Raw genomic sequence first — 21559 nt, forward strand, 5'->3', positions numbered from 1 at the left:
CGTCTCGCGATTCGTCTCATTGCGCTGAGACGAACGTCCCCGCTCGATTCTTCGATATACTGGACCGAACCCTTTTCGGGGCAACCGCGGGCAACCACGCCCGTCGCGCGCTCGCCCCAACCTGCGTGGAATTGCCTACCGTGAAACCGCGAGCCGGCCTGATTCTCGAACTCTTCGTCAACCTGCTGCTGCCCTGGGTTGCGTACCGGGTCGCGCAACCGTATTGGGGCGAAACCGGCGCGCTGTACGCGTCAGCGGTTCCCCCCATCGTCTGGTCGATCGTCGAATTCGTCCGCTCGCGCCGCGTCGACGCGGTGGCGGCCATCGTGCTGCTCGGCATCGCACTGTCGATCATCGGAATGGCGCTCGGCGGCAGCCCGCGCACGCTGCTGATGCGCGAATCGCTCGCGTCGGGCACGATCGGCGTCGTGTTCCTGCTGTCGCTGTTCCGCGAACGCCCGCTGATCTTCTATCTCGCTCGCGCCACCGTGGCCCGCGAGATGGACGGCGGCGCCGCACACTTCGAATCGGTCTGGGCCGCCCAGCCGGGGCTGCGGCAGATGCTGCGGCTGATGACCTTCGTGTGGGGCGCCTTCATGACGCTGGAGATGCTGCTGCGCTGCTGGATGGTCATGACCTGGCCCGTCGAGCGCGTGCTGGTCGTGTCGCCGATCATCGGCTACACGGTGTTCGGCTGTCTGCTGACGTGGACGTTCTGGTACCGGCGGCGGATGCGCGTGCGCAACAGCGTCGACATCCCGTCCCGCGACGGCGTCACCGAGGTCGCCGGCCGCTGACGGCCGACCGGCCGGCGCCGGCCCGGCGGCCTGTCCCCGCGCCTGCTGTATGATGCGCGGCGTCTTGTCCGACCAATGCCTTTCCTGTCATGTCCCTTTCGCTCCTTCCGTGCGCCACGATCTGGCTCGCCCTGTTCGCGGCCGCCGCACTCGCGTGGCATCGCCCGCAGCACGGCCTGAGCCTTATCCTGGCCGCGCTCGGCTATGCCGGCGCGCTGGCATTCGGCAAGCTCGAGCCGGTTGCGCTGGCGCCGCTCGCGCTGCTGGCTGCGGCCGCGTGGGGCGTGTCGCCCGCGCGCCCGCTCGCGGTGCGGATCGCCGCACATGCGGTGTTTGCCGCGCTCGCGATCGCGCTGAGCCTGCACCTGATCCCCGGTTTCCACAATCCGCTCGTGATCGCCCCGACGCGCTTCACGCCGGACGCCGTACCGTTCACGATGTACCTGAATCTCGACAAGCCGCTGGTCGGCCTGTGGCTGCTGTGGGTGCTGCCGTGGGTCGCCCCCGACGTCGCGCTGTCGCGCGCGCTGCGCACGGGCGCGGTAGCGGCCGTCGCGACGGCCGCTGCATGCCTGGCCGGCGCGCTCGTGTTCGGGATGGTCGGCTGGGCACCCAAATGGCCCGCGTCGGGCTGGCTGTGGCTCGTCAACAACCTGCTACTGGTGACGCTCGCCGAGGAAGCGCTGTTCCGCGGCTACGTGCAAGGCGGGCTGACGCGCGCGCTCCGCGCATTCGCATGGGGCCCGTGGGTCGCGCTGGCAATCGGCGCGGTGCTGTTCGGCGCCGCGCACACGGCCGGCGGCTGGCAATGGATCGTGCTCGGCACGGTGGCCGGCGTCGGCTACGGCCTCGCGTGGCGGCGCGGCGGACTGCTCGCCTCCGCGCTCGCGCATGCGGGGCTGAACGTCGTCCACTTCGGGCTGTTCACCTACCCGATGCTCGACGCCGCGCGCTGAACACGGCGCGCGGCACGACGCGGCGAGGTACCGCGCCCGGTTTCAGTTGAACCCGGCGACCGCGTGCGGCACGTACGGGCCTTCGAGCGTGGCGATTTCGTCGTCGGTCAGTTTCAACCCGAGCGCGCCGAGCGCATCGTCCAGTTGCTGCGGCTTCGAGATGCCGACGATCGGCGCGGTGACACCGCGCTTTTGCGCGACCCACGCGAGCGCGACCTGCGCGCGCGGCACGTTGCGCGCGGCGGCGATCGCCGCGACGGCGTCGACGACCGCCTTGTCCGCATCGGCCGTCGCGTCGTACAGCCGCTGGCCGACGTCGTCCTTCTGCTGACGCTCCGACGATTCGTCCCAGTTGCGCGTCAGGCGGCCGCGCGCGAGCGGGCTCCACGGAATCACCGCGATGCCCTCGGCTTCGCACAGCGGCAGCATTTCCCGCTCTTCCTCGCGATACAGCAGGTTCAGGTGGTTCTGCATGCTGACGAAGCGGGTCCAGCCGTTCTGCTTCGACGTGTACAGCGCCTTCGCGAACTGCCACGCGAACATCGACGATGCGCCGATATAGCGCGCCTTGCCGGCCTTCACGACGTCGTGCAGCGCCTCGAGCGTCTCCTCGATCGGCGTGCCGTAGTCCCAGCGATGAATCTGGTACAGGTCGACGTAATCGGTGCCGAGCCGCTTCAGGCTCTGGTCGATGTCGGTCATGATCGCCTTGCGCGACAGGCCCGCGCCGTTCGGCCCCGGCCGCATCCGGTAGAACACCTTGGTCGCGATCACGACGTCGTCGCGCTTCGTGAAATCGCGCAGCGCGCGGCCGACGATCTCCTCCGACGTGCCGTCCGAATACATGTTCGCGGTATCGAAGAAGTTGATGCCGGCTTCGACCGCCCGCTGGATGATCGGGCGGCTTTCCGCTTCCGGCAGCGTCCACGGGTGCGTGCCGCGCGACGGCTCGCCGAACGTCATGCAGCCCAGCACCAGTTTCGATACCTCCAGCCCCGTCGACCCGAATTTCACGTATTCCATCGCACGCCTCGCCATTGAAGTTGAGCTTGCGGCTGGATGCGCGCCGCCATTCGGCGCGCAGGGCGCGAACGGTGCGCCGCGCATCCGCCAGACGTCGCATGTTATCCCGCGCCGCGCAAACGCGTATGACGTGCACGCGGGCACGCCGCGCGCATCGGGCGCACGAGCGCACGAGCGCCCGGTCGCAACGCGGGAAAGGACGGGCGGGTTACTTGACCTGGTCGGCGATCGGCTGCAGGAACGCGGAGAAGCCGGTCAGCATGATCTGCACGCCGATGCACAGCAGCAGGAACGCCGACACGCGCATCGCGACCTTGGTGCCTTCGGTGCCGAGGTAGCGGGACAGCAGCGCGGCGCGGCTGTAGGTTTGCCAGATCACGACTGCGACCAGCACGGAGACGGCAATCGATACGATGCTCGACAGCATGAACTCCGACAGCTTGTGCGTGCGATTCGCATTCAGCGCGATCGCGGTCGAGATCGAGCCGGGGCCGACCGTCAGCGGCACGGTCAGCGGGAAGAACGCGCGCGTCATGATCGCGTTCGCGTCGATCGGCTTGACCGGCGTGTCGCCGCCGCCCGGCACGTCGGGCTCGTTCAGCATCTGCCAGCCCGCCACCGCGACCGCCAGGCCGCCGCCGATCCGCAGCGCCTCCATCGAGATCCCGAAGAAATGCAGTACCGGCGTGCCCGCGAAGAACGCAACCATCAGCACGATGAACGCGTTGAACGCCACCTTCCGCGCGAGCAGGTCGCGCTCGTGCTCGGTGAGTGCCTCGGTCCGCTCGAGAAACAGGAATGCGATGCCGATCGGATTGATGATGCCGATCAGGCCGGTGAAGCCGAACAGGATCTCGGAGATAAGGCGGTTGACGATCATCGGGCGAAGAATCGGTCGGGGCTGGGCCGGCAGCGTGCCGGGGGTCACGCATTGTAGAGCAAGCGCCCGCGCCCGAGCCGCAAAGTGCGGCCGGGCGCGCTTCGCCGCCGATCGTCGCGGCTGGCCCCTACTCGGCGCCCGCTTCCCATGCCGGCGGCCGCTTCGCGAAGAATGCGGAAAAGCCCTCCTTCGCTTCCGGCGTCGCCCGCACGCGGGAGATCGTCTGCGCGGTGAACGCCGCGCGCTCGTCCGACGGCGGATACTCGCCGATCGCGTCGAAGAAGCGCTTGATCTCCATCAGCGCGTTCGGGCCGTTGCGGCCCAGTTCCGCGAGCGTCCGGTCGAGCGTTTCGTCGAGCGCGTCGAGCGGCACGGCCTGGTGGATCAGGCCGATCGCGACGGCTTCGCCGGCGGCGAGCTGCGTCGCGGTCAGCGCGAGCCGGCGCGCCTGGCGCTGGCCGACCGCCTCGACCAGATACGGGCCGATCACGGCCGGCAGGATCCCGAAACGCGCCTCGCTGACCGAAAAGCGCGCGTGGTCGCTCGCGATCACGATGTCGCAGGCCGCGCACAGGCCCACGCCGCCGCCGAACGCGTGGCCCTGCACGCGCGCCACCGTCGGCTTCGGGCACTGCCGGATCGCGCGCATCATCGCGGCGAACCGCTCCGCGTCGCGCAGGTTCGCGGCCGCATCGTTCGCGCTTGCGCGCTGCATCCACTGCAGGTCGGCGCCCGCGCAGAATGCGCGACCATCCGAGCGCAGCACGATCGCGCGCACGTCGTCGCGTTGGCCGAGCGCCGTGAACGCGTCGGTCAGCTCGGCGATCATGGTCTCGTCGAACGCGTTGAGCACGTCGCCGCGCTGCAGCGCAACGGTCGCGATGCCGCGCGCATCGACCGCGACGGCCAGGGTCTTCAATCCATCCATCGAACAGGTTTCCTCGGGTAGAACGACAAACATCGGAATCAGGCAGCCTGGCGGCGGTCGATCACGCGCCGGGCCTTGCCGGTCGCGGTCGCGGGAATGCCGCCCGCCGCGAGCACCGTCACGCCGGACGACACGCCGACCATCGTCTTGATCCGGTGCTGCAGCTCACGCGCGAGCGCCGCGCGATCGCTTTCGGTGACGGACGCCTCCGCCTCGGAGCGCAACTCGACCGCGAGGTCGAGCCGGTCCATGTGACCGTCGCGCGACAGCGTGATCTGGAACTGACCCGACAGCGCCGGCAGCGCGACGACGATCTCCTCGATCTGGCTCGGAAACACGTTCACACCACGCACGATCAGCATGTCGTCGGAACGGCCCGTGATTTTCGCGAGGCGGCGCATCGCGCGCGCGGTCGGCGGCAGCAGCGCGGTGAGATCGCGCGTGCGGTAGCGGATCACCGGCATCGCTTCCTTCGTCAGCGACGTGAATACGAGCTCGCCCTGGCTGCCGTCGGGCAGCACGTCGCCCGTGACGGGATCGATGATCTCCGGATAGAAATGGTCTTCCCAGATCACCGGGCCGTCCTTCGTCTCGACGCATTCGCACGCGACGCCCGGGCCCATCACTTCCGACAGCCCGTAGATGTCGAGCGCGTCGATGCCCACGCGCGTCTCCACTTCCTCGCGCAACGCCTGCGTCCACGGCTCGGCGCCGAAGATGCCGATCTTCAGCGACGACTCGGCCGGGTCCATCCCCTGCCGCACCATCTCGTCGATCAGGTTCAGCATGTACGACGGCGTGACGAGGATGATCTTCGGCTCGAAATCGCGGATCAGTTGCACCTGCTTCTCGGTCTGCCCGCCCGACATCGGCACGACCATGCAGCCGAGCCGCTCCGCACCGTAGTGAATCCCGAGCCCGCCCGTGAAGAGGCCATAACCGAATGCGTTGTGCAGCGTGTCGCCCGGGCGGCCGCCGGCGGCGCGGATCGAGCGCGCGGTCACGTTCGCCCACGTGTCGATGTCGCGCGCCGTGTAGCCGACCACGGTCGGCTTGCCCGTCGTGCCGCTCGACGCGTGCACGCGCACGACCTGCTCGCGCGGCACCGCAAAGAGCCCGAACGGATAGTTGTCGCGCAGGTCGTTCTTCGTCGAGAACGGGAATTTCGCGAGATCGGCCAGCGTCTTCAGGTCGTCCGGATGCACGCCGGCCGCATCGAACGTGCGCCGATAGTGCGGGACGTTGTCGTACGCGTGGCGCAGCGACCACTTCATGCGCTCGAGCTGCAGCGCCTGCAGTTCGTCGCGGCTGGCGGTCTCGATCGGCTCGAGGGCGGCGGCAGGGTGCGTCGGGTGAGTCATCGGGGTGCTCCTCCAATGGAGTGATGTCGTTATCGTGTTCGGGGTAACGGGGCCGGCGGCTACGACCGGAACGTGCGGCCGGCCGCATGCAGCGCGGCGATGCGCGGCGACACGCGATAGCGGTCCTCGCCGTAGCTCGCCGCGAGGTTCGACAGCACGCGAAACACGCGGCCGATGCCGATCGCGTCGGCCCACGCGAGCGGGCCGCACGGGTAGTTCACGCCCTTCTCCATCGCGAGGTCGAGATCGGCGGGCGAGCACACGCCCTGGTTCACCGTGTCGGCTGCCTCGTTCGCGAGCATCACGACGGTGCGCATCGCGACCATCCCCGGCACATCGGCGACGCCGACGACGCGCAAGCCCGCCTGCTGGAACAGCCCGACCGCGTCCGCATAGGCGGCGTCGCTGCACTGGAGCGCGCGCGTCAGCGCGACGAGCCCGGCCTGCGCGTAATCGCGCGCGAGGTCGACGAGCACGAGATCGGCCACGCCCGTTTGCGCGGCGCGCGCGGTCGCCGTGCGGCCGTCGGTCAGCGCGATCGATGCGCGGCCGGCCATCGCGAGCAGGTCGTCCGGGTGCGCGCCGGCCTGCCGGGCGAGCGCGACACGTTCGGCGAAGCGCGCATGCAGCGCGGCGGCCGGGCCGTCCTGCGCGTACAGCGTGACATCCGCCGGCGCATCGCGCGGCGGTTCGAGATCGGGCGCGGGCGGCGTCGCGCCGTCCGCATACGAATAGAAGCCGCGCCCCGACTTGCGCCCGAGGAAGCCGGCGTTCACGAGTTCCTGCTGAATCAGCGACGGCGTGTAGCGCGGATCGTTGAAGTACGCGCGGAACACCGACTCGGTCACCGCGAAGTTCACATCGTGGCCGATCAGGTCCATCAGCTCGAACGGCCCCATCCGGAAGCCGCCTGCTTCGCGCATCACCGCGTCGATGGATGCCGGCGCGCCGCCCTGCTCGTTCAGCACGCGCAGCGCCTCCGCGTAATACGGCCGCGCGACGCGGTTCACGATGAAGCCCGGCGTCGATTTCGCCATCACGGGCTTTTTGCCCCACGCGGCCGCGGTCGCATAAAGAACCTGCGCAACGTCGGGCGCGGTCGCGAGCCCGCTGACCACCTCGACGAGCGCCATCAGCGGCGCCGGGTTGAAGAAATGCAGGCCGGCGACACGCTGCGGCACGCGCAGCCCGGCCGCAATCGACGTGATCGAGATCGACGACGTGTTGGTCGCCAGCAGGCACGTGTCGTCGACATGGCGTTCGAGCGTCGCGAAAATCTCGCGCTTCACGTCGAGCCGCTCGGCCGCCGCCTCGACGACCAGCGCCGCGCCCGCGAAGTCGGCCAGCGCGCGCACCGCGCGGATCCGGTTGCCGGCCGCGTCGGCCTGTGCCGGTTCGAGCCGGCCTTTCTCCGCGAGCCGTGCGAACTGCGCGCGGACGCCGGCCAGCGCCTTGTCGCAGGCCGCTTCGTTCAGGTCGTACAGCAGCACCGTATGGCCGGCCGCCGCCGCGACCTGCGCAATGCCCGCGCCCATCGCGCCGGCGCCGATCACGCCGACGACGGCCGACTGCGCCAGCGCGCCCGAGTTCACCGAATGTGCAGAGGAAACAGCCATCGCTTGCGATCCGTCATGAAGTGGAAGTGCGAGCGATTATAAACCGACCGGTCGGTAGATTTATGTCAGGGCGAGCCCGAATTTGTCGTGCAAGAGACCGTTACGGAAACTGCAAAGACAAAAAAATGAAGGATTGGGGCACTTTTTGTAAACCGAAAGGTCAATGAAAGCGTTCGAATATGAGGTAGTGGCCCCCAAACGCCTGATAAAATTCGACAACTCGCCGGATTTCAGGGGGAAACCGCGTGTCACGCCGCCACCGATGTCCATTGCCCGCCCCTTTCCGGGGTCGGAACCGAGCCTCCGGCCGGCGCGTCGTCACGATTGCGCGCCCCGCCATCGGCGGCCAGCCGCATCGAACCGTTTCACCCGGCGACGGGCTCCGGCCCGCCCGCGCCCCTCGCCGCCTCATGGCGGCGAACTCGAGGCAGCGCCATTGCGCGCGGCCACCTTTCGGTTTCATCGTCCTCGTTCGGCGGATAGTACGGCCGGGCTTCGTCACCCCGTGACGGCGCGTCGCGCGCCGCCACTCGCATAAGGAAACCCTCCATGCCGCTCTCGTCCAACCAGCTCCCGCGCTGGACCCTCTGGGCCCCGCTTGCCGCATGGCTGGTACTCGCGCTGTCGCGCGCCGTACCGGCCGAAGGCCTCGTCATCGCGCTGTTCGCCGCCGCACTGGCCGGCGCCGTGTTCGCCGCCGTCCACCATGCGGAAGTCGTCGCGCACCGCGTCGGCGAACCGTTCGGCACGCTCGTGCTCGCGGTCGCCGTGACCGTCATCGAAGTTGCGCTGATCGTGTCGGTGATGCTCGGCGCGGGCCCCGAGAAATCGGGCCTTGCGCGCGATACCGTGTTCGCGGCCGTGATGATCATCTGCAACGGCATCGTCGGCATCTGCCTGCTGGTCGGCGCGTGGAAGCACGGCGAGCAGGACTTCCAGGGGCGCGGCGCGAGCAAGGCGCTCGCGGTGCTGGCGTCGCTGTCGGTGCTGTCGCTCGTGATGCCGAACTACCTGAGCGCCGCGCCGGGCCCGTTCTTTTCGAAATCGCAGCTCGCGTTTGCCGGCGTATCGTCGCTCGTGCTGTACGGCGCATTCGTGTTCGTACAGACCGTGCGCCACCGCGACTACTTCCTCGCCGCGCACGACAGCGCAAACGAGTCGGTGCACGCTGCGGCGCCGAGCACGCGTACCGCCATCATCAGCATGATCCTGCTGTTCGTGAGCCTCGTCGCGGTCGTGCTGCTCGCGAAGCTGCTGTCGCCGGCCGTCGAGCACGCAGTGCTGAAGCTCGGCGCGCCCGAAGCCGCGGTCGGCATCGTGATCGCCGCGCTCGTGCTGCTGCCGGAAGGGCTCGCGGCCGTCACCGCCGCACGCGCGAACCGCCTGCAGACCAGCATGAACCTCGCGCTCGGGTCGGCGCTCGCGAGCATCGGGCTCACGATCCCGACCGTCGCGGCCGTGTTCATCTGGGTCGGCCAGCCGCTCACGCTCGGCATCGGCGCGATGGAAACCGTGCTGCTGGCGCTCACCTTGCTGGTCAGCACGCTGACGCTCAGCCAGGGGCGCACGACGGTGCTGCACGGCGTCGTGCACCTGTCGCTGTTCGCCGCGTACCTGTTCCTGTCGATCACTCACTGACGCCAACATGCGCGCGGCCCGGCGGATCGCCTCCGCCGGGCCGCGTTTTTTTACGTCCCTTCACCCGCGCTCGTTCACGTCACGCCATCGTTACCGAACCGGAATCACGAGATGCTGGCCCGCCAGGATCAGGTTCGGATTGGCGAGGTTGTTGCGGCGCTGGATCTCGCGATAACGCTGGCCGCTGCCGAGCTTGCTCGCCGCGATCAGGTTCAACGTGTCGCCCGCCTTCACCACGTACGTGTGTTCGCCCGACGCGGCCGCGGTCGTCACCGCCTGGTCGCTGACGAAGTACTTGCGCAGCAGGTCGAGATACTGCGGCGACTGCTTGAGCTTCGCGATCGCGGCGTTCAGGTAGATCAGCAGATCCTGGTCGTCGGCGCGCACGCCGATCTTGTACGCGATGTTCGAACCGTCGAGCTTGGTCACCGCGAACTTCAGGTCGGTGCCCTTGATCGAGCTGACCGCGAACGGGTAGTCGTAGATGAACGCGTCGACCGTATGGCCGTCGATGCTCTTCGCGATGAATGCCGGATCGGAATCGTCGACCTCGACGAACCGGACGTTCGGATACTGGCGCGTGACGAACGCGCGCACGTCGGGGTCGCCCTTCAGGATGCCGACCGTCTTGCCCGCGAGATCGTCGGTCGAGCGGATCGCGGACCCTTGCCGCACGATCAGCGAATAGCCGAAATCGTCGACGTACGGCACCGAGTAGACGACACCGGCCGGCGTGTTGTCCGGGAACGTCAGCCCGTCCATCGCCACGTCGACGACGTGGTTCCCCTTCGCGTCGGTGTCGAGCAGTTGCTTCGGCACGCCCGGGTACGTGTCGACCTCGTGACGCGTATCGACGACGACCGGCTTGCCGCCGTGCGAGAACGACGGATCGGCGAACAGCAGCCGCGCGAATTCGACGTTGAAGCCGTGCGGCGCGCCCTTGTCCTCGCCGAAGAACGGTTCGCTCGGGTTCTGCACCGAGATCCGCGCGATGCCGTTTTCGGCTATCGATTTCAGCGTGCTGGCCTGCGGCGTGAAGCCGGCCGGCAACACGCTGGCCGACGGCGACGGCTGCGCGGGCTGGCCGGTGTCGCCATTTTGCGCGGACGTCGAGCCCGGGGCCGCGTCATGCGCGGGAATCAGCGTCGACAGGCCGCCCTGATGCACGATCCATACGCCGACGAGCACCACCAGAAACGCGATTGCGCCGAGAAGTTTTTTCATGGTTGCGTGCCTGCAGGAAGTTATTGTTGTTTCGACGGCAACTGGGCGGGATTCGCCGCATCGGGTCCGGGAACGGGCACGTGACCGCCGTTTATCGCCTGCTGCTGCGCCTGCTTGACCTCGGGGTTATCCATCAGCGACGTCTCCATCTCGGAGAACGCCTTGTTGACCGAGCGCATCACCGAATCGACGGCCACGTCGGTCTTGATCTGCTCGAACGTGTCGGCCGCCTGCCGGCCCGCAAGCTTGTTCATCTGCTGCGCCGCCTGCGACATGTCCCACATCGCCTTCGCGCGGTCGATCGCCGACGCGAAATTCTTCAGTTCGGCCTGCACCTGCTTGTAGCGGCCTTCGCGAAACGAGAGGAGCTGCTTCATCGTGTCGAGCTGCGACCGGAAGCGCGGCGCGTCGTCCGGATACTGCTTCTCGAACAGCTCCGTCTTGCTCTCGAAGTTCTTCACCTCGGTGCGGAACGCGGTGATGCTGTCCGCGAATTTCTGCGCCGCCTGGCGCTTTTCCGCGAGCTGGTTGATGAGCGTCTCGATCGGATTCGCCTGCGCCTCCTCGACGATCATCTTCACCTTCTGGTTCGCGAACTTCATCGCGACGACCGGCGCGAAATAGATCGCGCCGAGGCCGATGACGCCCGCTGTGATCAGCGCGATCATCCCCTTCAGGATGAACAGCGCAGCCGGTGCCGCGATCGCGACGCCGGCGACGATGATCGCCCATTTGATCAGCTTTACCTTGCCACTCCCCGAACTGCCGTTTGCTTCTTCATTCGAAAGCTGCGACATGAGTTTTTCTCCTTGAACCTCGAACCGAACTGCGTGCGTTTGCTTCTTCAAGCTCAATCGAAATGCTTCGGACTCCGGTGCCGCCGGGCAATCAGGAAAGCCGGCGGCGCAATACAGGGACGAGCGCCGGCGGGCGTCACGAGACGCCGGTGTAGGTGCCGTTCAGGATGCGGTGATCGGGGGCAGCAGGCTGCGGCCCGATGCGGCGGGCCGGACCGGCGCCGCTCATCGTCGCGGCCAGCGCGCAGACGGGAAAGTGTACCGAGGCACGGTACGAAACGGGATGACGGATACGTGACGCGACGGGCGTCGGGAGAATCGTTGTTCGGGCGGGCCGACAGATGCGGCGCCGGGATTCCGGTACGAGTGCGTAAAGGCTCATCGTTGTTCTTTTGCGTATCGCGGGTGCAGGAACCGCGCGGCCGGCGCGTCCCGCTCCAAATTCACTGCCGGTATCGTGCGCCGACCGGCATGCAGCGTCAAGCGGTTGTCGCAGTGCAGCGAACCGCCGCGTTCCGCCGTTGAAACACAAGTATCGAGACAGCTTTCATGACGGTAAGGATTCGCACGACGCCAACCTGCCGCGCTCGATCAGGATTGCTTGCCATCGCACGCGGCAAGCTTCCGGATTGAAAGCTTGTGACACGGCGCGAACGTGCTACGCCGCCGCGCCGCCCTGCTCCTGCGCGAGAAACCGCTCGACCATCGCGTTGAACACCGGCAGCGCCGGGTTGTCGTTGTCCGCGCGCCACGCGAGATACAGCTCCGCTGCGGCGTCGACGCCGGCGAGCGGCCGGAACACCACGCCGTCCACATGCAGCTCGCGCGCCGACGCCGGCACGAGCGCCGCGCCGAGCCCCGCCCGCACGAGGCCGAGGATCGTATGCGTCTGCCCGACGTAGTGCAGGTAGTTCGGCAGCCGCCCTGCGTTCGCGAACAGGCCGGAGATCAGGTCGTGGAAGTATTTCCCTTCGTTCGGTGAATACGCGATGAACGGCTGCCGGTCGAGATCGTCCGGGCCGATGCGCTCGCACGCGGCAAGCGGCACGCCTTCCGCGACCGCGACCAGCATCGGCTCGCGCTGCACGAGCCGGTATTCGAGCGGCTGGCGCGAAGCGCGCTGTCGCACGAAGCCCGCGTCGAGCATCCGCGACGCGAGCGCATCGATCTGCACGGTCGACACCATCTCGCGCAACTCGACGTCGACGTCCGGCAGCGCGTGCGCGGCATGCGCCAGCAGCATCGGGATCATCCGGTACGCGCTGACGGCCGTGAAGCCGAGCGTGATGCGGCCGGCCCCGCCGTGCGCGACGCGCTGGGCGGCCTGCTCGGCCCGTGCGGAGAATTCGAGGATGTGCCGCGCGTCGCGCAGGAAGCGCTCGCCGGCCGCGGTCAGGCTCACCTGCCGGCTGCTGCGTTCGAGCAGTGCGATGCCGAGCGCGTGCTCGAGCAACTGGATCTGCCGGCTGAGCGGCGGTTGCGTCATGAAGAGCCGTTTGGCCGCGTGGCCGAAATGCAGTTCCTCGGCCACCGCGACGAAGCAGCGAAGCTGGTGCAGTTCAATCATCCAGATTTTGTATCGATCGAGGGTCTTTCGAGGTTAGGCCGATATCGATACGATTTCCATGCTCGGTTACACCTGATCTGTAGCGCGCGGGCCGCTTCGAGCGGATTCGCATCACGCCGCCGGGCGCATGAGCATCGTGATGGCGCACATGGTTCGGGCGGCACACGTCCGCCCGTGCCGTCACGCGCGCTTGCGGCCGCCCGGCATCTGCTCGCCCGTCAACCGGTCGAGTTCACGCAGGTCGTTCTCCAGCGCGGGCGTGAGCGTCGTGCGCAGGTGGTCGAGGAACGTGCGGATCTTCGCGTCGAGATAACGACGCGTCGCGTAGACGGCATACACGCTCACCGTCTGCAACCGGTACTCGGGCAGCACGCGGATCAGCCGCCCTTCGCGGATGTCGTCGAGCACCGTATACAACGCGACGCACGCGATCCCGCGCCCGGCGCGCACCGCGACGCACAGCGCGTCCGGCACGTTGACCTGGAACGGCGCCGGCTGCAGCGCGTAGACGGCCTCCTCGCCGTCGTTGCGCTCGAGCCGCCATTCGCCGGCCGGCGATGCGGGCGTATCGAGGCGCAGGCACACGTGGTTCGGCAAATCGTCGGGCGTCTGCGGCGTGCCGTGCCGCGCCAGGTATTCGCGCGACGCGACGAGCACGCTGCAGCTCGTACCGCAGGTCTGCGCGACATAGCCCGAATCGGGCAGCTGCGACGCCGTCACGATCGACACGTCGTAGCCTTCCTCGACGAGATTCGGCATCCGCTGCGCGAGCGTCAGCTCGACCGACACGTCGGGGTTGTCCTCCTGGTAACGGACGATCGACGACACGACATGACTCTGCCCGAGCCCCGTCATCGCATGGATGCGCATCTTGCCGCTCGGCCGCAACAGCGCGTTGCGCGCCTCCGCGTTCGCGTAGTCGATTTCCGCGAGGATCGATTTCGCGCGCTCGAAATAGCGTTCGCCGCTTTCGGTGAGGCCGAGATGGCGCGTCGTGCGATGCAGCAGGCGCGTCTGTACGTGCGCTTCGAGGTTCGATACCGCGCGCGATACCTGCGCGGTGGTCGCGTCGATTTCCTTCGCGACCGCAGTAAAACTGCCGGCTTCGACAACGCGCACGAACAGGCGCATGTTTTCGAGCATGTCCATTGAATTGGCTTGGGGAGAGTCAGTGGGGAGGCTTCGGCTGCGCTCGCGTCAGGTGGGGAACGGAACGCAGCCGCGAACCACGTCGAATCGATCACCGTGCCGGGGGAAAGGCGGGAGAGCGGGCATCGCGTACGTGGTTCTGGCATATCGGGGATTCAGTCGCCGGAATTGTACGCCGCCGCAGACGAATTTGCGCTATCGCCCGGCGCCCAGGCTTTCATCGGATGAAAGGCTTCTGCAAGGCGCGTGCGTCGTGCGCGTGCAACGACTTGATGCAGCGCGACAATTTGTATCACAACACGATATAATTCCGCCCTTGTCGCCGCGCGCATCCGCGCCGTCATTTCTACTGCTTACCATCCATGTCGTCAGGCTCCCCCTCGTCGCGCCGCACGTTGCGCCAATGGCTGCACAGCTTCCTTCCCCATCCGATGTCGCTCGGCTGGCGCGAGCGCCTGCGTTCGTGCACGGGCGCGCTCGTCGGCATCGCGACGGTCGGCGTCACGATGCGGTGGCTGCCCGGCGTGCCGGGCCTCGTACCGCTGCTCGTCGCGCCGATGGGGGCGTCGGCCGTGCTGCTGTTCGCGGTGCCGGCGAGTCCGCTCGCGCAGCCGTGGTCGATCATCGGCGGCAATCTCGTCGCGGCGACGGTCGGTGTCGCGTGCGCGTTATGGATCGCCGATCCGATTACCGCCGCCGCCGTCGCGATCGCATGTGCGATCGGCGGCATGTTCGCGCTGCGCTGCGTGCACCCGCCGTCGGGCGCCGTCGCGCTCACGGCCGTGGTCGGCGGCCCGGCAATCCATTCGCTCGGATTCAGTTTCGTGCTGGAGCCGATCGCGCTGCAATCGGCGATCCTGCTGTCGGCCGCGCTCGCGTATCACGCATTGACCGGGCACCGCTACCCGCATGGCGGCGTGCGCCCCGAAGCGAAACCGCAGGCAGGCGGCGCCGCACCGGCGCGCGGCGGCTTCACGCGCGGCGACCTCGACGCGGTGCTGAAGCGTCGCAGCGAATGGCTCGACGTCGACCCGGACGATCTTGAAACGCTGTTGCGCGAAACCGAGATGCAGGCCTATACGCGCACGTTCGGCCAGCTCAAGTGCGCCGACCTGATGACGAAGAATGCGATCGAGGTCGCGCCGTCGACGTCGGTGACGGCCGCGCTCACGCTGCTCGACCGCCACCGCGTGAAGGCGCTGCCCGTCGTCGACGGCGAAGGCCGCCTGGCCGGCATCGTCACGCGCGCCGACCTCACACGCCAGCTTCGCCGCCCGACTCCGCTTTGGCAGCGCCTGTCGGCACGGCTGCCGCAATCGTTCGGCGGCCAGCCCGCGAGCGTCGCCTCGGTGATGACGCGCGACGTCGCGTTCGTACCTGAAACGATGCCGATCACGGCGCTCGTGCCGCTGTTCACGCATTCGGGCCACCACCACATTCCGGTTGTCGATGCGTCGCGGCGGCTCGTGGGAATCATTACGCAGACGGATCTCGTCACGGGCCTCTACCAGCAGACGCAGATGCTCGAGGCCGCTTAACGCAAGCGCGACGCGTCGACGCCACGCGGAATGCATTCATTCCGCCTCAATTCGTCCATTTACATCATGTTGTGATATATTAGCCGTTTCCGAAACCGCCTGTCCGACCGACCTCGATGAACGATACCCGACGCGCGCTGAACAAAAGCGATTTCCAGCAACTGTCCGAGTTCCGCTACCAGATGCGCTGCTTCGAGCGCTTCTCCGAACGCGCCGCGCAAAGCGAAGGCGTGACGCCGCTGCAATACCTGCTGCTGCTCCACATCAAGGGTTATCCGCATCGCGAATGGGCAACCATCGGCGAGCTCGCGGAACGCCTGCAGGCGCAGCATCACGGCGTCGTCGCGCTGGTGACGCGCTGCGAAGCGCTCGGGCTCGTGAAGCGCAAGACGAGCGAAGCGGACCGCCGGCAGGTCGAGGTCCACCTCGAGCAAGCCGGCGAGACGCTGCTCGCACGCCTCGCGGCGATGCATCGCGCCGAGCTGAAGTCGCTCAAGGGCACGTTCCAGGTTCCCCAGATCGATTACTGACCCTTGCTTTCGCCACTTCAATGAACGCACCGCACAAACGCGATTTCTCGACCAACGAACGCCTGCCCAGGATCGCGTTGCTCGCCGCCGGGATCGGCCTGCTCAGCACGCTTGCCGCGTTCGTGCTGTTGAGCCTGATCCACCTGTTCACGAACCTGTTCTTCTTCCAGCAGTTCTCGTTCGCCGACCGCTCTCCGGCGAACCACACGCTCGGCGCATGGGCGATCGTCGTACCGGTGATCGGCGGGCTGATCGTCGGGATGATGGCGCGCTTCGGTTCGGAAAAAATCCGCGGCCACGGCATTCCCGAGGCGATCGAGGCGATCCTGTTCGGCAAGAGCCGCATGTCGCCGAAGGTCGCGATCCTCAAGCCGCTGTCGTCCGGCGTCGTGATCGGCAGCGGCGGCCCGTTCGGCGCCGAAGGCCCGATCATCATGACGGGCGGCGCGCTCGGCTCGCTGATCGCGCAGTGCGTGCACGTGACCGCCGCCGAGCGCAAGACGCTGCTCGTCTCCGGGGCGGCCGCCGGCATGACGGCCGTGTTCGGCACGCCGGTCGCCGCGGTGCTGCTCGCGGTCGAACTGCTGCTGTTCGAATGGCGTCCGCGCAGTTTCCTGCCCGTCGCACTCGCGTGCGCAGTTGCCGGTTTCGCACGCGCGCTGTTCTTCGGCATCGATCCGCTGTTTCCGCTCGCCACGGCCGCGCCGACACCCGTCGCGCTGCTGTCGTGCATCGTCGCGGGCCTGCTGTCGGGCATGCTCGCCTGCGGCCTGTCGGCTGCGCTGTACCGCGTCGAGGACACCTTCGCGAAGCTGCCCGTGCACTGGATGTGGTGGCCCGCGCTCGGCGCGATCGTGATCGGCATCGGCGGCTGGCTCGAACCGCGCGCGCTCGGCGTCGGCTACGACGTGATCGGCGACCTCCTTCACCAGCACATCGCGCTGAAGATCGCGCTCGCGCTGCTGATCGTGAAGGCCGTGATGTGGGTGATCGCGCTCGGCTCGGGTACGTCGGGCGGTGTGCTCGCCCCGCTGCTGATGCTCGGCGCCGGTCTCGGCACCGTGCTGTCGCCGGTGCTGCCGGGCGGCGATCCGGCGCTGTGGCCGCTCGTGTGCATGGCCGCGACGCTCGGCGCGACGCTCGGCGCCCCGCTGACCGCGATCGTGTTCGCGTTCGGCCTCACGCACGACGCCAACGCGCTACTGCCGTTGCTTGCGGCGACGCTCGTCGCGCACGGCTTCGCGACCATCGTGATGAAGCGCTCGATCATGACGGAAAAGATCGCGCGCCGCGGCTATCACATCTACCGCGAATACGGTGTCGATCCGCTCGAGCGGCATGACATCGGCGAAGTGATGACGTCCGCCGACCGGCTCGTCGCGATCGACGGCACGTCGACGCTCGATGCCGTCGAGTCGCAGTACTTCGGCGCGAAGCAGACGCACCGCGCGTATCCGGTCGTGCAGAACGGCCGCCTGCTCGGTCTCGTCGATCGCGCGACGCTCGACGCGCAGCGCGCACATGCCGCGGCCGACACGCCGATCTCGGGCGCGTTCGCCAACCGCGCGCCCGCCGTCGCGCTTGCGCACGAAACGTGCCGCGTCGTCGCATCGCGACTCGCGATGCTCGGCCTCGAACGCCTGCCCGTCGTCGACGACGCGCAATCGCTGCGCATCACGGGCATCGTGTCGCGCAGCGACCTGATCAAGCCCGCGCTCCAGCATTTCGACGACGAACACAAGCGCGAGCGCTTTCGCCCGATCGTCCCGGTCAACCTGCGCGACATCGGCACGCGCAAGGCCGGCTGACGCAGCCGGCGTGCGCGGTATCGCGCCGCGCACCGCTTCATCATCGCGCCTCACCTCGCTGCACGATGCGGCGCGCGTCTCGCGCACCGCATCGCTTTCCGCTGCTTCCCGCGTTTAAAGTTGGTTAACAATCCAACCGACGAAAGTTTGTCATGATGGTACCCATGCGACGGGGCCAACACATTCAGCCATTCCAATTCGCGATCAGAATCAGATAAAGAGTCGCGGCGCAGCATGCAGACACATGCCGCACGCCGCGACCGTCACCTCACCACATCATCGGGCAGCGCGCCGACCGGGCAACGCATGACGTCGTTGCCGCGTCACCCGTCCATCGACGGGCCGCTCACGATGCATGCCGTGCCGCAGCAAAGCGCACAGCACCGCAGCCACCGCTTGGCAAGCGCGTTAACAACTTGTTTCGGAATAGCCGGAACCGTGCTTGTCCGACGCGATCTCATTAGCACGCAGTACTGCTGCGCATCCCACTCAATCAATCACGACTCGAGGGAGATAACGTGAACGCGAAATACTTACCGCTCATCGCATTGACCGTGGCATTTTCTGCTCATGCAGCCGGTTCTGCCCTGCAGAACGTGGGGCAAAGCCAGAAACCCGCCGACCAGGTGGCGCAGTGCATCGCCAAGACCTGGGCCGACAAGTCGCAGCAACAAGTGACGTCGCAGTATGAACTCGCGAATGGCCTCGCGATGGCCGTTTATGCACCGGGTCAGCAGCCGCCGAACGGCGCCGCCGCCGTGGTGCGCCCGGGCAACGCCGCAAACGCGAAGACCTGGGTCGGTTTCCGCGGCGGCGATGCGTCGTCGGCCGGCGACATCAACGCCTGCCTGTAACGAGAACAGGCGCTCCGGATGGCCTTGCGCCATCCGCTTGCGACAAGCCCCGCTTCGGCGGGGCTTTTCTTTTGCTGCCGCCTGCGCTTACAGGTAGCTGCAGACGTAGTCGAGCGTCTCGAGCACTTCGATGTCGAAGCGGCTCTTGCCCGGCACCGAGAACGATTCGCCGGCGCCGTAGGTCTGCCATTCGCTGCTGCCGTCGAGCTTCACGCGGCACTTGCCGGCCTGCACTTCCATCAATTCGGGCGCGTCCGTGCCGAAGTTGAGCGCGCATGGCAGGATCACGCCGAGCGTCTTGCGCGTGCCGTCCGGGAAGAGCACGGTATGCGACACGCACTTGCCGTCGAAATAGACGTTCGCGCGCTTGACGACCGATACGTTGTCGAATTGGGTTGCAGTGGTCATGTGATGCCTCTGATTGCTGGATGTCGGATGGCGATGTTGTTGGAGGCCGGCCGGAGCGGCGGGCCGGCCGCTATGATACCGGCTCGCGCGGCGTGCGCCGGAACTGTGCGTCCGCCGGGCAAGGCATCGTGCCCGTCAAACGATGGCAGCGCCGTGCGCCAGATCGTCAGGATGACTATGCGATGACGGTCGCTTCCCGCAGATACCTGCTCACCGCAGCCCCTTGCGTCGCGCGGAATCGCGCAGGCAATCGAGCAGCATCGCCGCGGCCGGCGTCAGCGGGCTGTCGCGACGCGTCACGACCTGCACCGACACAGCCGGCAAACGCTCGCGAATCGGCAGCACCGTCAACTGATCGCGTGCCCACTCGCCCTGAAGCAGTTGCTCGGGCATCGATGCGATCAGGTCGCACCCCGTCATCAGGCTGTGCGCAAGCCCGAAGCTCGGGCATTCGACGACGCGCGCCGGCACCGGCAGCCCGTACGCGACGAACGAATTGAACAGTGCCTGCGTCGAGCTTTCCGGCGACGGATTCATCAGCCAGTCGGCGTCGACGAGATCGGCAAGCGACGTGGCCGACGCGAGCGGATGCCCGTTGCGCGCGACGATCAGCGAACGGCTCGCATAGAGCTCCGCATGATCGAACTCGGCCGCCAGCAGTTCGGGCACGACGACGATCACCGCGAAATCGAGCGAGCCGTCGTGCAGGCGCGGCAGCGCGACACCCGGAAACCCTTCGATCAGGTTGACACGCGCCACCGGAAAGCGGCGCCGGAACGCGCGAAATGCATCGGGCAGGATCGTCACCGCAGCAGCCGGCGTGATCGCCGCCGAGACGGAGCCCGTCAGCGCCCCCTGCGCCTGCTCGATATCGTCGCGGGCGCGCTGCATTTCGGCGACGATCAGCCGCGCACGCACTTGCAGTTGCTGGCCGAATGCGGTGAGTTGCACGCCGCGCGCGGTGCGCACGACGAGCGATACACCGAGCGCGATCTCCAACTCCTTGACCGCCTTCGTCAGCGCCGCCGGCGACACGTTCAGGCGGCGCGCGGCCGCGCGGATGCTGCCCTCCTCCGCGACGGTGACGAACGCTTTCAGCTGATGGTATTTCATGGCGGCGATGCGTGATCCGTGGAAACCCTGTGCCCGGCCGTGCGCGCCGGTTCAGGGTATTCCCGAGCGGCAACCGGTGGTGTGCACCAAAGCAATTTATCAGCTTCTGGTACGCAAAAGAAATTTATATGCTGTCTCGTCATATGCACGTCAAACGCCCCGCCTGCCCCACAGGAGAGACCATGCTGCAAGCCGTGAACCCCGTCATCCCCGGCATCGCCGCGATCGCCCCCGAGCTCGTCGAGGTGCGCCGCCGCATCCATGCGCATCCCGAACTCGCGTTCGAAGAGACGCTCACGAGCGATCTCGTCGCCGAGCTGCTCGCCGGCTGGGGTTACGAAGTGCATCGCGGCATTGGCAAGACGGGCGTCGTCGGCGTGCTGCGCGAAGGACAAGGCACGCGCACGGTCGGGCTGCGCGCCGACATGGACGCGCTGCCGCTCGCGGAAGCCACGGGCCTGCCGTACGCGAGCCGCCACGCGAACAAGATGCATGCGTGCGGCCACGACGGCCACACCGCAATGCTGCTGTGCGCGGCGCGCCACCTCGCGGCGACGCGCCAGTTCTCCGGCACGCTGAACCTGATCTTCCAGCCGGCGGAGGAAAACTTCGGCGGCGCGAAGGCGATGATGGACGACGGCCTGTTCGACCGCTTCCCGTGCGACGCGATCTTCGCGATCCACAACATGCCGGGCCGCGCGGCCGGCGACATGGCCTTCCGCACCGGCGCCGCGATGGCGTCGGCCGACCGCGTGACGATCACGCTGCGCGGCGTCGGCGGCCACGGCGCGATGCCGCACTTCGCGCGCGATCCGATGTCGGCCGCGGGCAGCATCATGGTCGCGCTGCAGACGATCGTCGCGCGCGAAGTCGATGCGCAGCACGCTGCCGTGATCACGGTCGGCAGCGTGCAGGCCGGCGAGACGTTCAACATCATTCCCGAAACCGTCGTGATGAAGCTGTCGGTGCGTGCGCTGAACGCCGACGTGCGCGCGCTGCTCGCGCGCCGCATCGAAGCGCTCGTGAAAGGCCAGGCGGAAAGCTTCGGCGTCACGGCGGAAGTCGACTACGACTACGGCTACCCGGTGCTCGTCAATCACGCGGAACCGACCGCGTTCGCGGCCGACATCGCGCGCCGGATGCTCGGCGCCGAGCGGGTCGAAACCGAAGCCGCGCCGCTGATGGGCAGCGAGGATTTCGCATTCATGCTCGAGGCGCGCCCCGGCTGCTATGCGTTCATCGGCAACGGGATCGGCAGCAAGGGCGGCTGCATGGTGCACAACCCCGGCTACGACTTCAACGACGACATTCTCGCGATCGGCGCGAGCTACTGGGTTCGCGTCGCCGAAGCCTGGCTCGCGGCCTGACGGCC

General features: G+C 67.6%; 20 protein-coding genes. 8 read left to right on the forward strand and 12 right to left on the reverse strand.

From position 1 onward, the window contains the following. Positions 1 to 140: 140 nt before the first annotated feature. Together R9B84_RS27920 and R9B84_RS27925 are read left to right on the forward strand one after the other, a co-directional pair. Entirely contained in the window at positions 141 to 797 is a 657-nt protein-coding gene (locus tag R9B84_RS27920; protein ID WP_423763212.1) for a VC0807 family protein, read from the forward strand. 89 nt (positions 798 to 886) lie between these two features. Beyond that, positions 887 to 1753, forward strand: coding sequence for a lysostaphin resistance A-like protein (locus R9B84_RS27925; protein ID WP_423763213.1), 867 nt, complete (start codon positions 887 to 889; stop codon positions 1751 to 1753). A gap of 42 nt (positions 1754 to 1795) precedes the next feature. On the opposite strand, the gene R9B84_RS27930 is transcribed toward R9B84_RS27925, so the two are convergent. The 5 genes from R9B84_RS27930 to R9B84_RS27950 form a co-directional block, all read right to left on the reverse strand. After that, positions 1796 to 2776, reverse strand: coding sequence for an aldo/keto reductase (locus R9B84_RS27930; protein WP_423763214.1), 981 nt, complete (start codon positions 2774 to 2776; stop codon positions 1796 to 1798). A 208-nt stretch (positions 2777 to 2984) separates the two neighbouring features. Continuing rightward, positions 2985 to 3656 carry a MarC family protein gene (locus R9B84_RS27935; RefSeq protein WP_034180232.1) on the reverse strand — a complete coding sequence of 224 codons (672 nt, stop codon included), beginning with the start codon at positions 3654 to 3656 and terminating at the stop codon, positions 2985 to 2987. Positions 3657 to 3783: 127 nt separating this feature from the next. After that, on the reverse strand, positions 3784 to 4584 hold the full coding sequence (locus R9B84_RS27940) for an enoyl-CoA hydratase-related protein (protein WP_423763215.1): 801 nt from the start codon (positions 4582 to 4584) through the stop codon (positions 3784 to 3786). Between the two features lie 38 nt (positions 4585 to 4622). Further along, complete coding sequence (paaK, locus tag R9B84_RS27945) at positions 4623 to 5945, reverse strand: phenylacetate--CoA ligase PaaK (RefSeq protein ID WP_423763216.1); 1323 nt, start codon at positions 5943 to 5945, stop codon at positions 4623 to 4625. A 59-nt stretch (positions 5946 to 6004) separates the two neighbouring features. Next, positions 6005 to 7561, reverse strand: a complete 1557-nt coding sequence (locus R9B84_RS27950; RefSeq protein ID WP_423763217.1) for a 3-hydroxyacyl-CoA dehydrogenase — start codon at positions 7559 to 7561, stop codon at positions 6005 to 6007. 549 nt (positions 7562 to 8110) lie between these two features. Between R9B84_RS27950 and R9B84_RS27955 the strand changes: the two genes are divergently transcribed. Beyond that, positions 8111 to 9199, forward strand: a complete 1089-nt coding sequence (locus R9B84_RS27955; RefSeq protein ID WP_423763218.1) for a calcium:proton antiporter — start codon at positions 8111 to 8113, stop codon at positions 9197 to 9199. 90 nt (positions 9200 to 9289) lie between these two features. Here R9B84_RS27955 and R9B84_RS27960 read toward each other — a convergent pair whose 3' ends face one another. The 5 genes from R9B84_RS27960 to R9B84_RS27980 form a co-directional block, all read right to left on the reverse strand. Beyond that, positions 9290 to 10423 carry a transporter substrate-binding and LysM peptidoglycan-binding domain-containing protein gene (locus R9B84_RS27960; RefSeq protein ID WP_423763219.1) on the reverse strand — a complete coding sequence of 378 codons (1134 nt, stop codon included), beginning with the start codon at positions 10421 to 10423 and terminating at the stop codon, positions 9290 to 9292. Positions 10424 to 10443: 20 nt separating this feature from the next. Beyond that, on the reverse strand, positions 10444 to 11220 hold the full coding sequence (locus R9B84_RS27965) for a hypothetical protein (protein ID WP_423763220.1): 777 nt from the start codon (positions 11218 to 11220) through the stop codon (positions 10444 to 10446). 136 nt (positions 11221 to 11356) lie between these two features. Beyond that, complete coding sequence (locus R9B84_RS27970) at positions 11357 to 11602, reverse strand: hypothetical protein (protein ID WP_423763221.1); 246 nt, start codon at positions 11600 to 11602, stop codon at positions 11357 to 11359. A gap of 276 nt (positions 11603 to 11878) precedes the next feature. Further along, positions 11879 to 12787: a LysR substrate-binding domain-containing protein gene (locus R9B84_RS27975; RefSeq protein ID WP_423763222.1), complete on the reverse strand. Its 909-nt coding sequence runs from the start codon at positions 12785 to 12787 to the stop codon at positions 11879 to 11881. 180 nt (positions 12788 to 12967) lie between these two features. Beyond that, the gene (locus R9B84_RS27980; RefSeq protein ID WP_423763223.1) at positions 12968 to 13936 is read right to left on the reverse strand and encodes a LysR family transcriptional regulator; all 969 of its coding nucleotides are present in this window, start codon (positions 13934 to 13936) and stop codon (positions 12968 to 12970) included. A 362-nt stretch (positions 13937 to 14298) separates the two neighbouring features. On the opposite strand from R9B84_RS27980, the gene R9B84_RS27985 reads away from it, so the two are divergent. The 4 genes from R9B84_RS27985 (at position 14299) to R9B84_RS28000 (ending at position 18666) form a co-directional block, all read left to right on the forward strand. After that, positions 14299 to 15474, forward strand: a complete 1176-nt coding sequence (locus tag R9B84_RS27985; RefSeq protein ID WP_423763224.1) for an HPP family protein — start codon at positions 14299 to 14301, stop codon at positions 15472 to 15474. A 116-nt stretch (positions 15475 to 15590) separates the two neighbouring features. Continuing rightward, entirely contained in the window at positions 15591 to 16004 is a 414-nt protein-coding gene (locus R9B84_RS27990; protein ID WP_423763225.1) for a MarR family winged helix-turn-helix transcriptional regulator, read from the forward strand. Between the two features lie 20 nt (positions 16005 to 16024). Next, positions 16025 to 17812 carry a chloride channel protein gene (locus tag R9B84_RS27995; protein WP_423763226.1) on the forward strand — a complete coding sequence of 596 codons (1788 nt, stop codon included), beginning with the start codon at positions 16025 to 16027 and terminating at the stop codon, positions 17810 to 17812. A gap of 518 nt (positions 17813 to 18330) precedes the next feature. Then, positions 18331 to 18666 carry a hypothetical protein gene (locus tag R9B84_RS28000; protein ID WP_423763227.1) on the forward strand — a complete coding sequence of 112 codons (336 nt, stop codon included), beginning with the start codon at positions 18331 to 18333 and terminating at the stop codon, positions 18664 to 18666. An 87-nt stretch (positions 18667 to 18753) separates the two neighbouring features. Here the strand turns inward: R9B84_RS28000 and R9B84_RS28005 are convergent, their stop codons facing one another. Further along, the gene (locus tag R9B84_RS28005) at positions 18754 to 19074 is read right to left on the reverse strand and encodes a pyrimidine/purine nucleoside phosphorylase (protein WP_047903077.1); all 321 of its coding nucleotides are present in this window, start codon (positions 19072 to 19074) and stop codon (positions 18754 to 18756) included. A 210-nt stretch (positions 19075 to 19284) separates the two neighbouring features. Then, entirely contained in the window at positions 19285 to 20187 is a 903-nt protein-coding gene (locus tag R9B84_RS28010) for a LysR substrate-binding domain-containing protein (protein ID WP_423763228.1), read from the reverse strand. 182 nt (positions 20188 to 20369) lie between these two features. On the opposite strand from R9B84_RS28010, the gene R9B84_RS28015 reads away from it, so the two are divergent. Then, positions 20370 to 21554 (forward strand): M20 aminoacylase family protein, encoded by a 1185-nt coding sequence (locus R9B84_RS28015; protein ID WP_047903075.1) that lies wholly within the window; start codon positions 20370 to 20372, stop codon positions 21552 to 21554. Positions 21555 to 21559: the final 5 nt, after the last annotated feature.

The organism is Burkholderia sp. NLJ2, from assembly GCF_049487195.1.
Taxonomy (GTDB): Bacteria; Pseudomonadota; Gammaproteobacteria; order Burkholderiales; family Burkholderiaceae; genus Burkholderia; species Burkholderia pyrrocinia.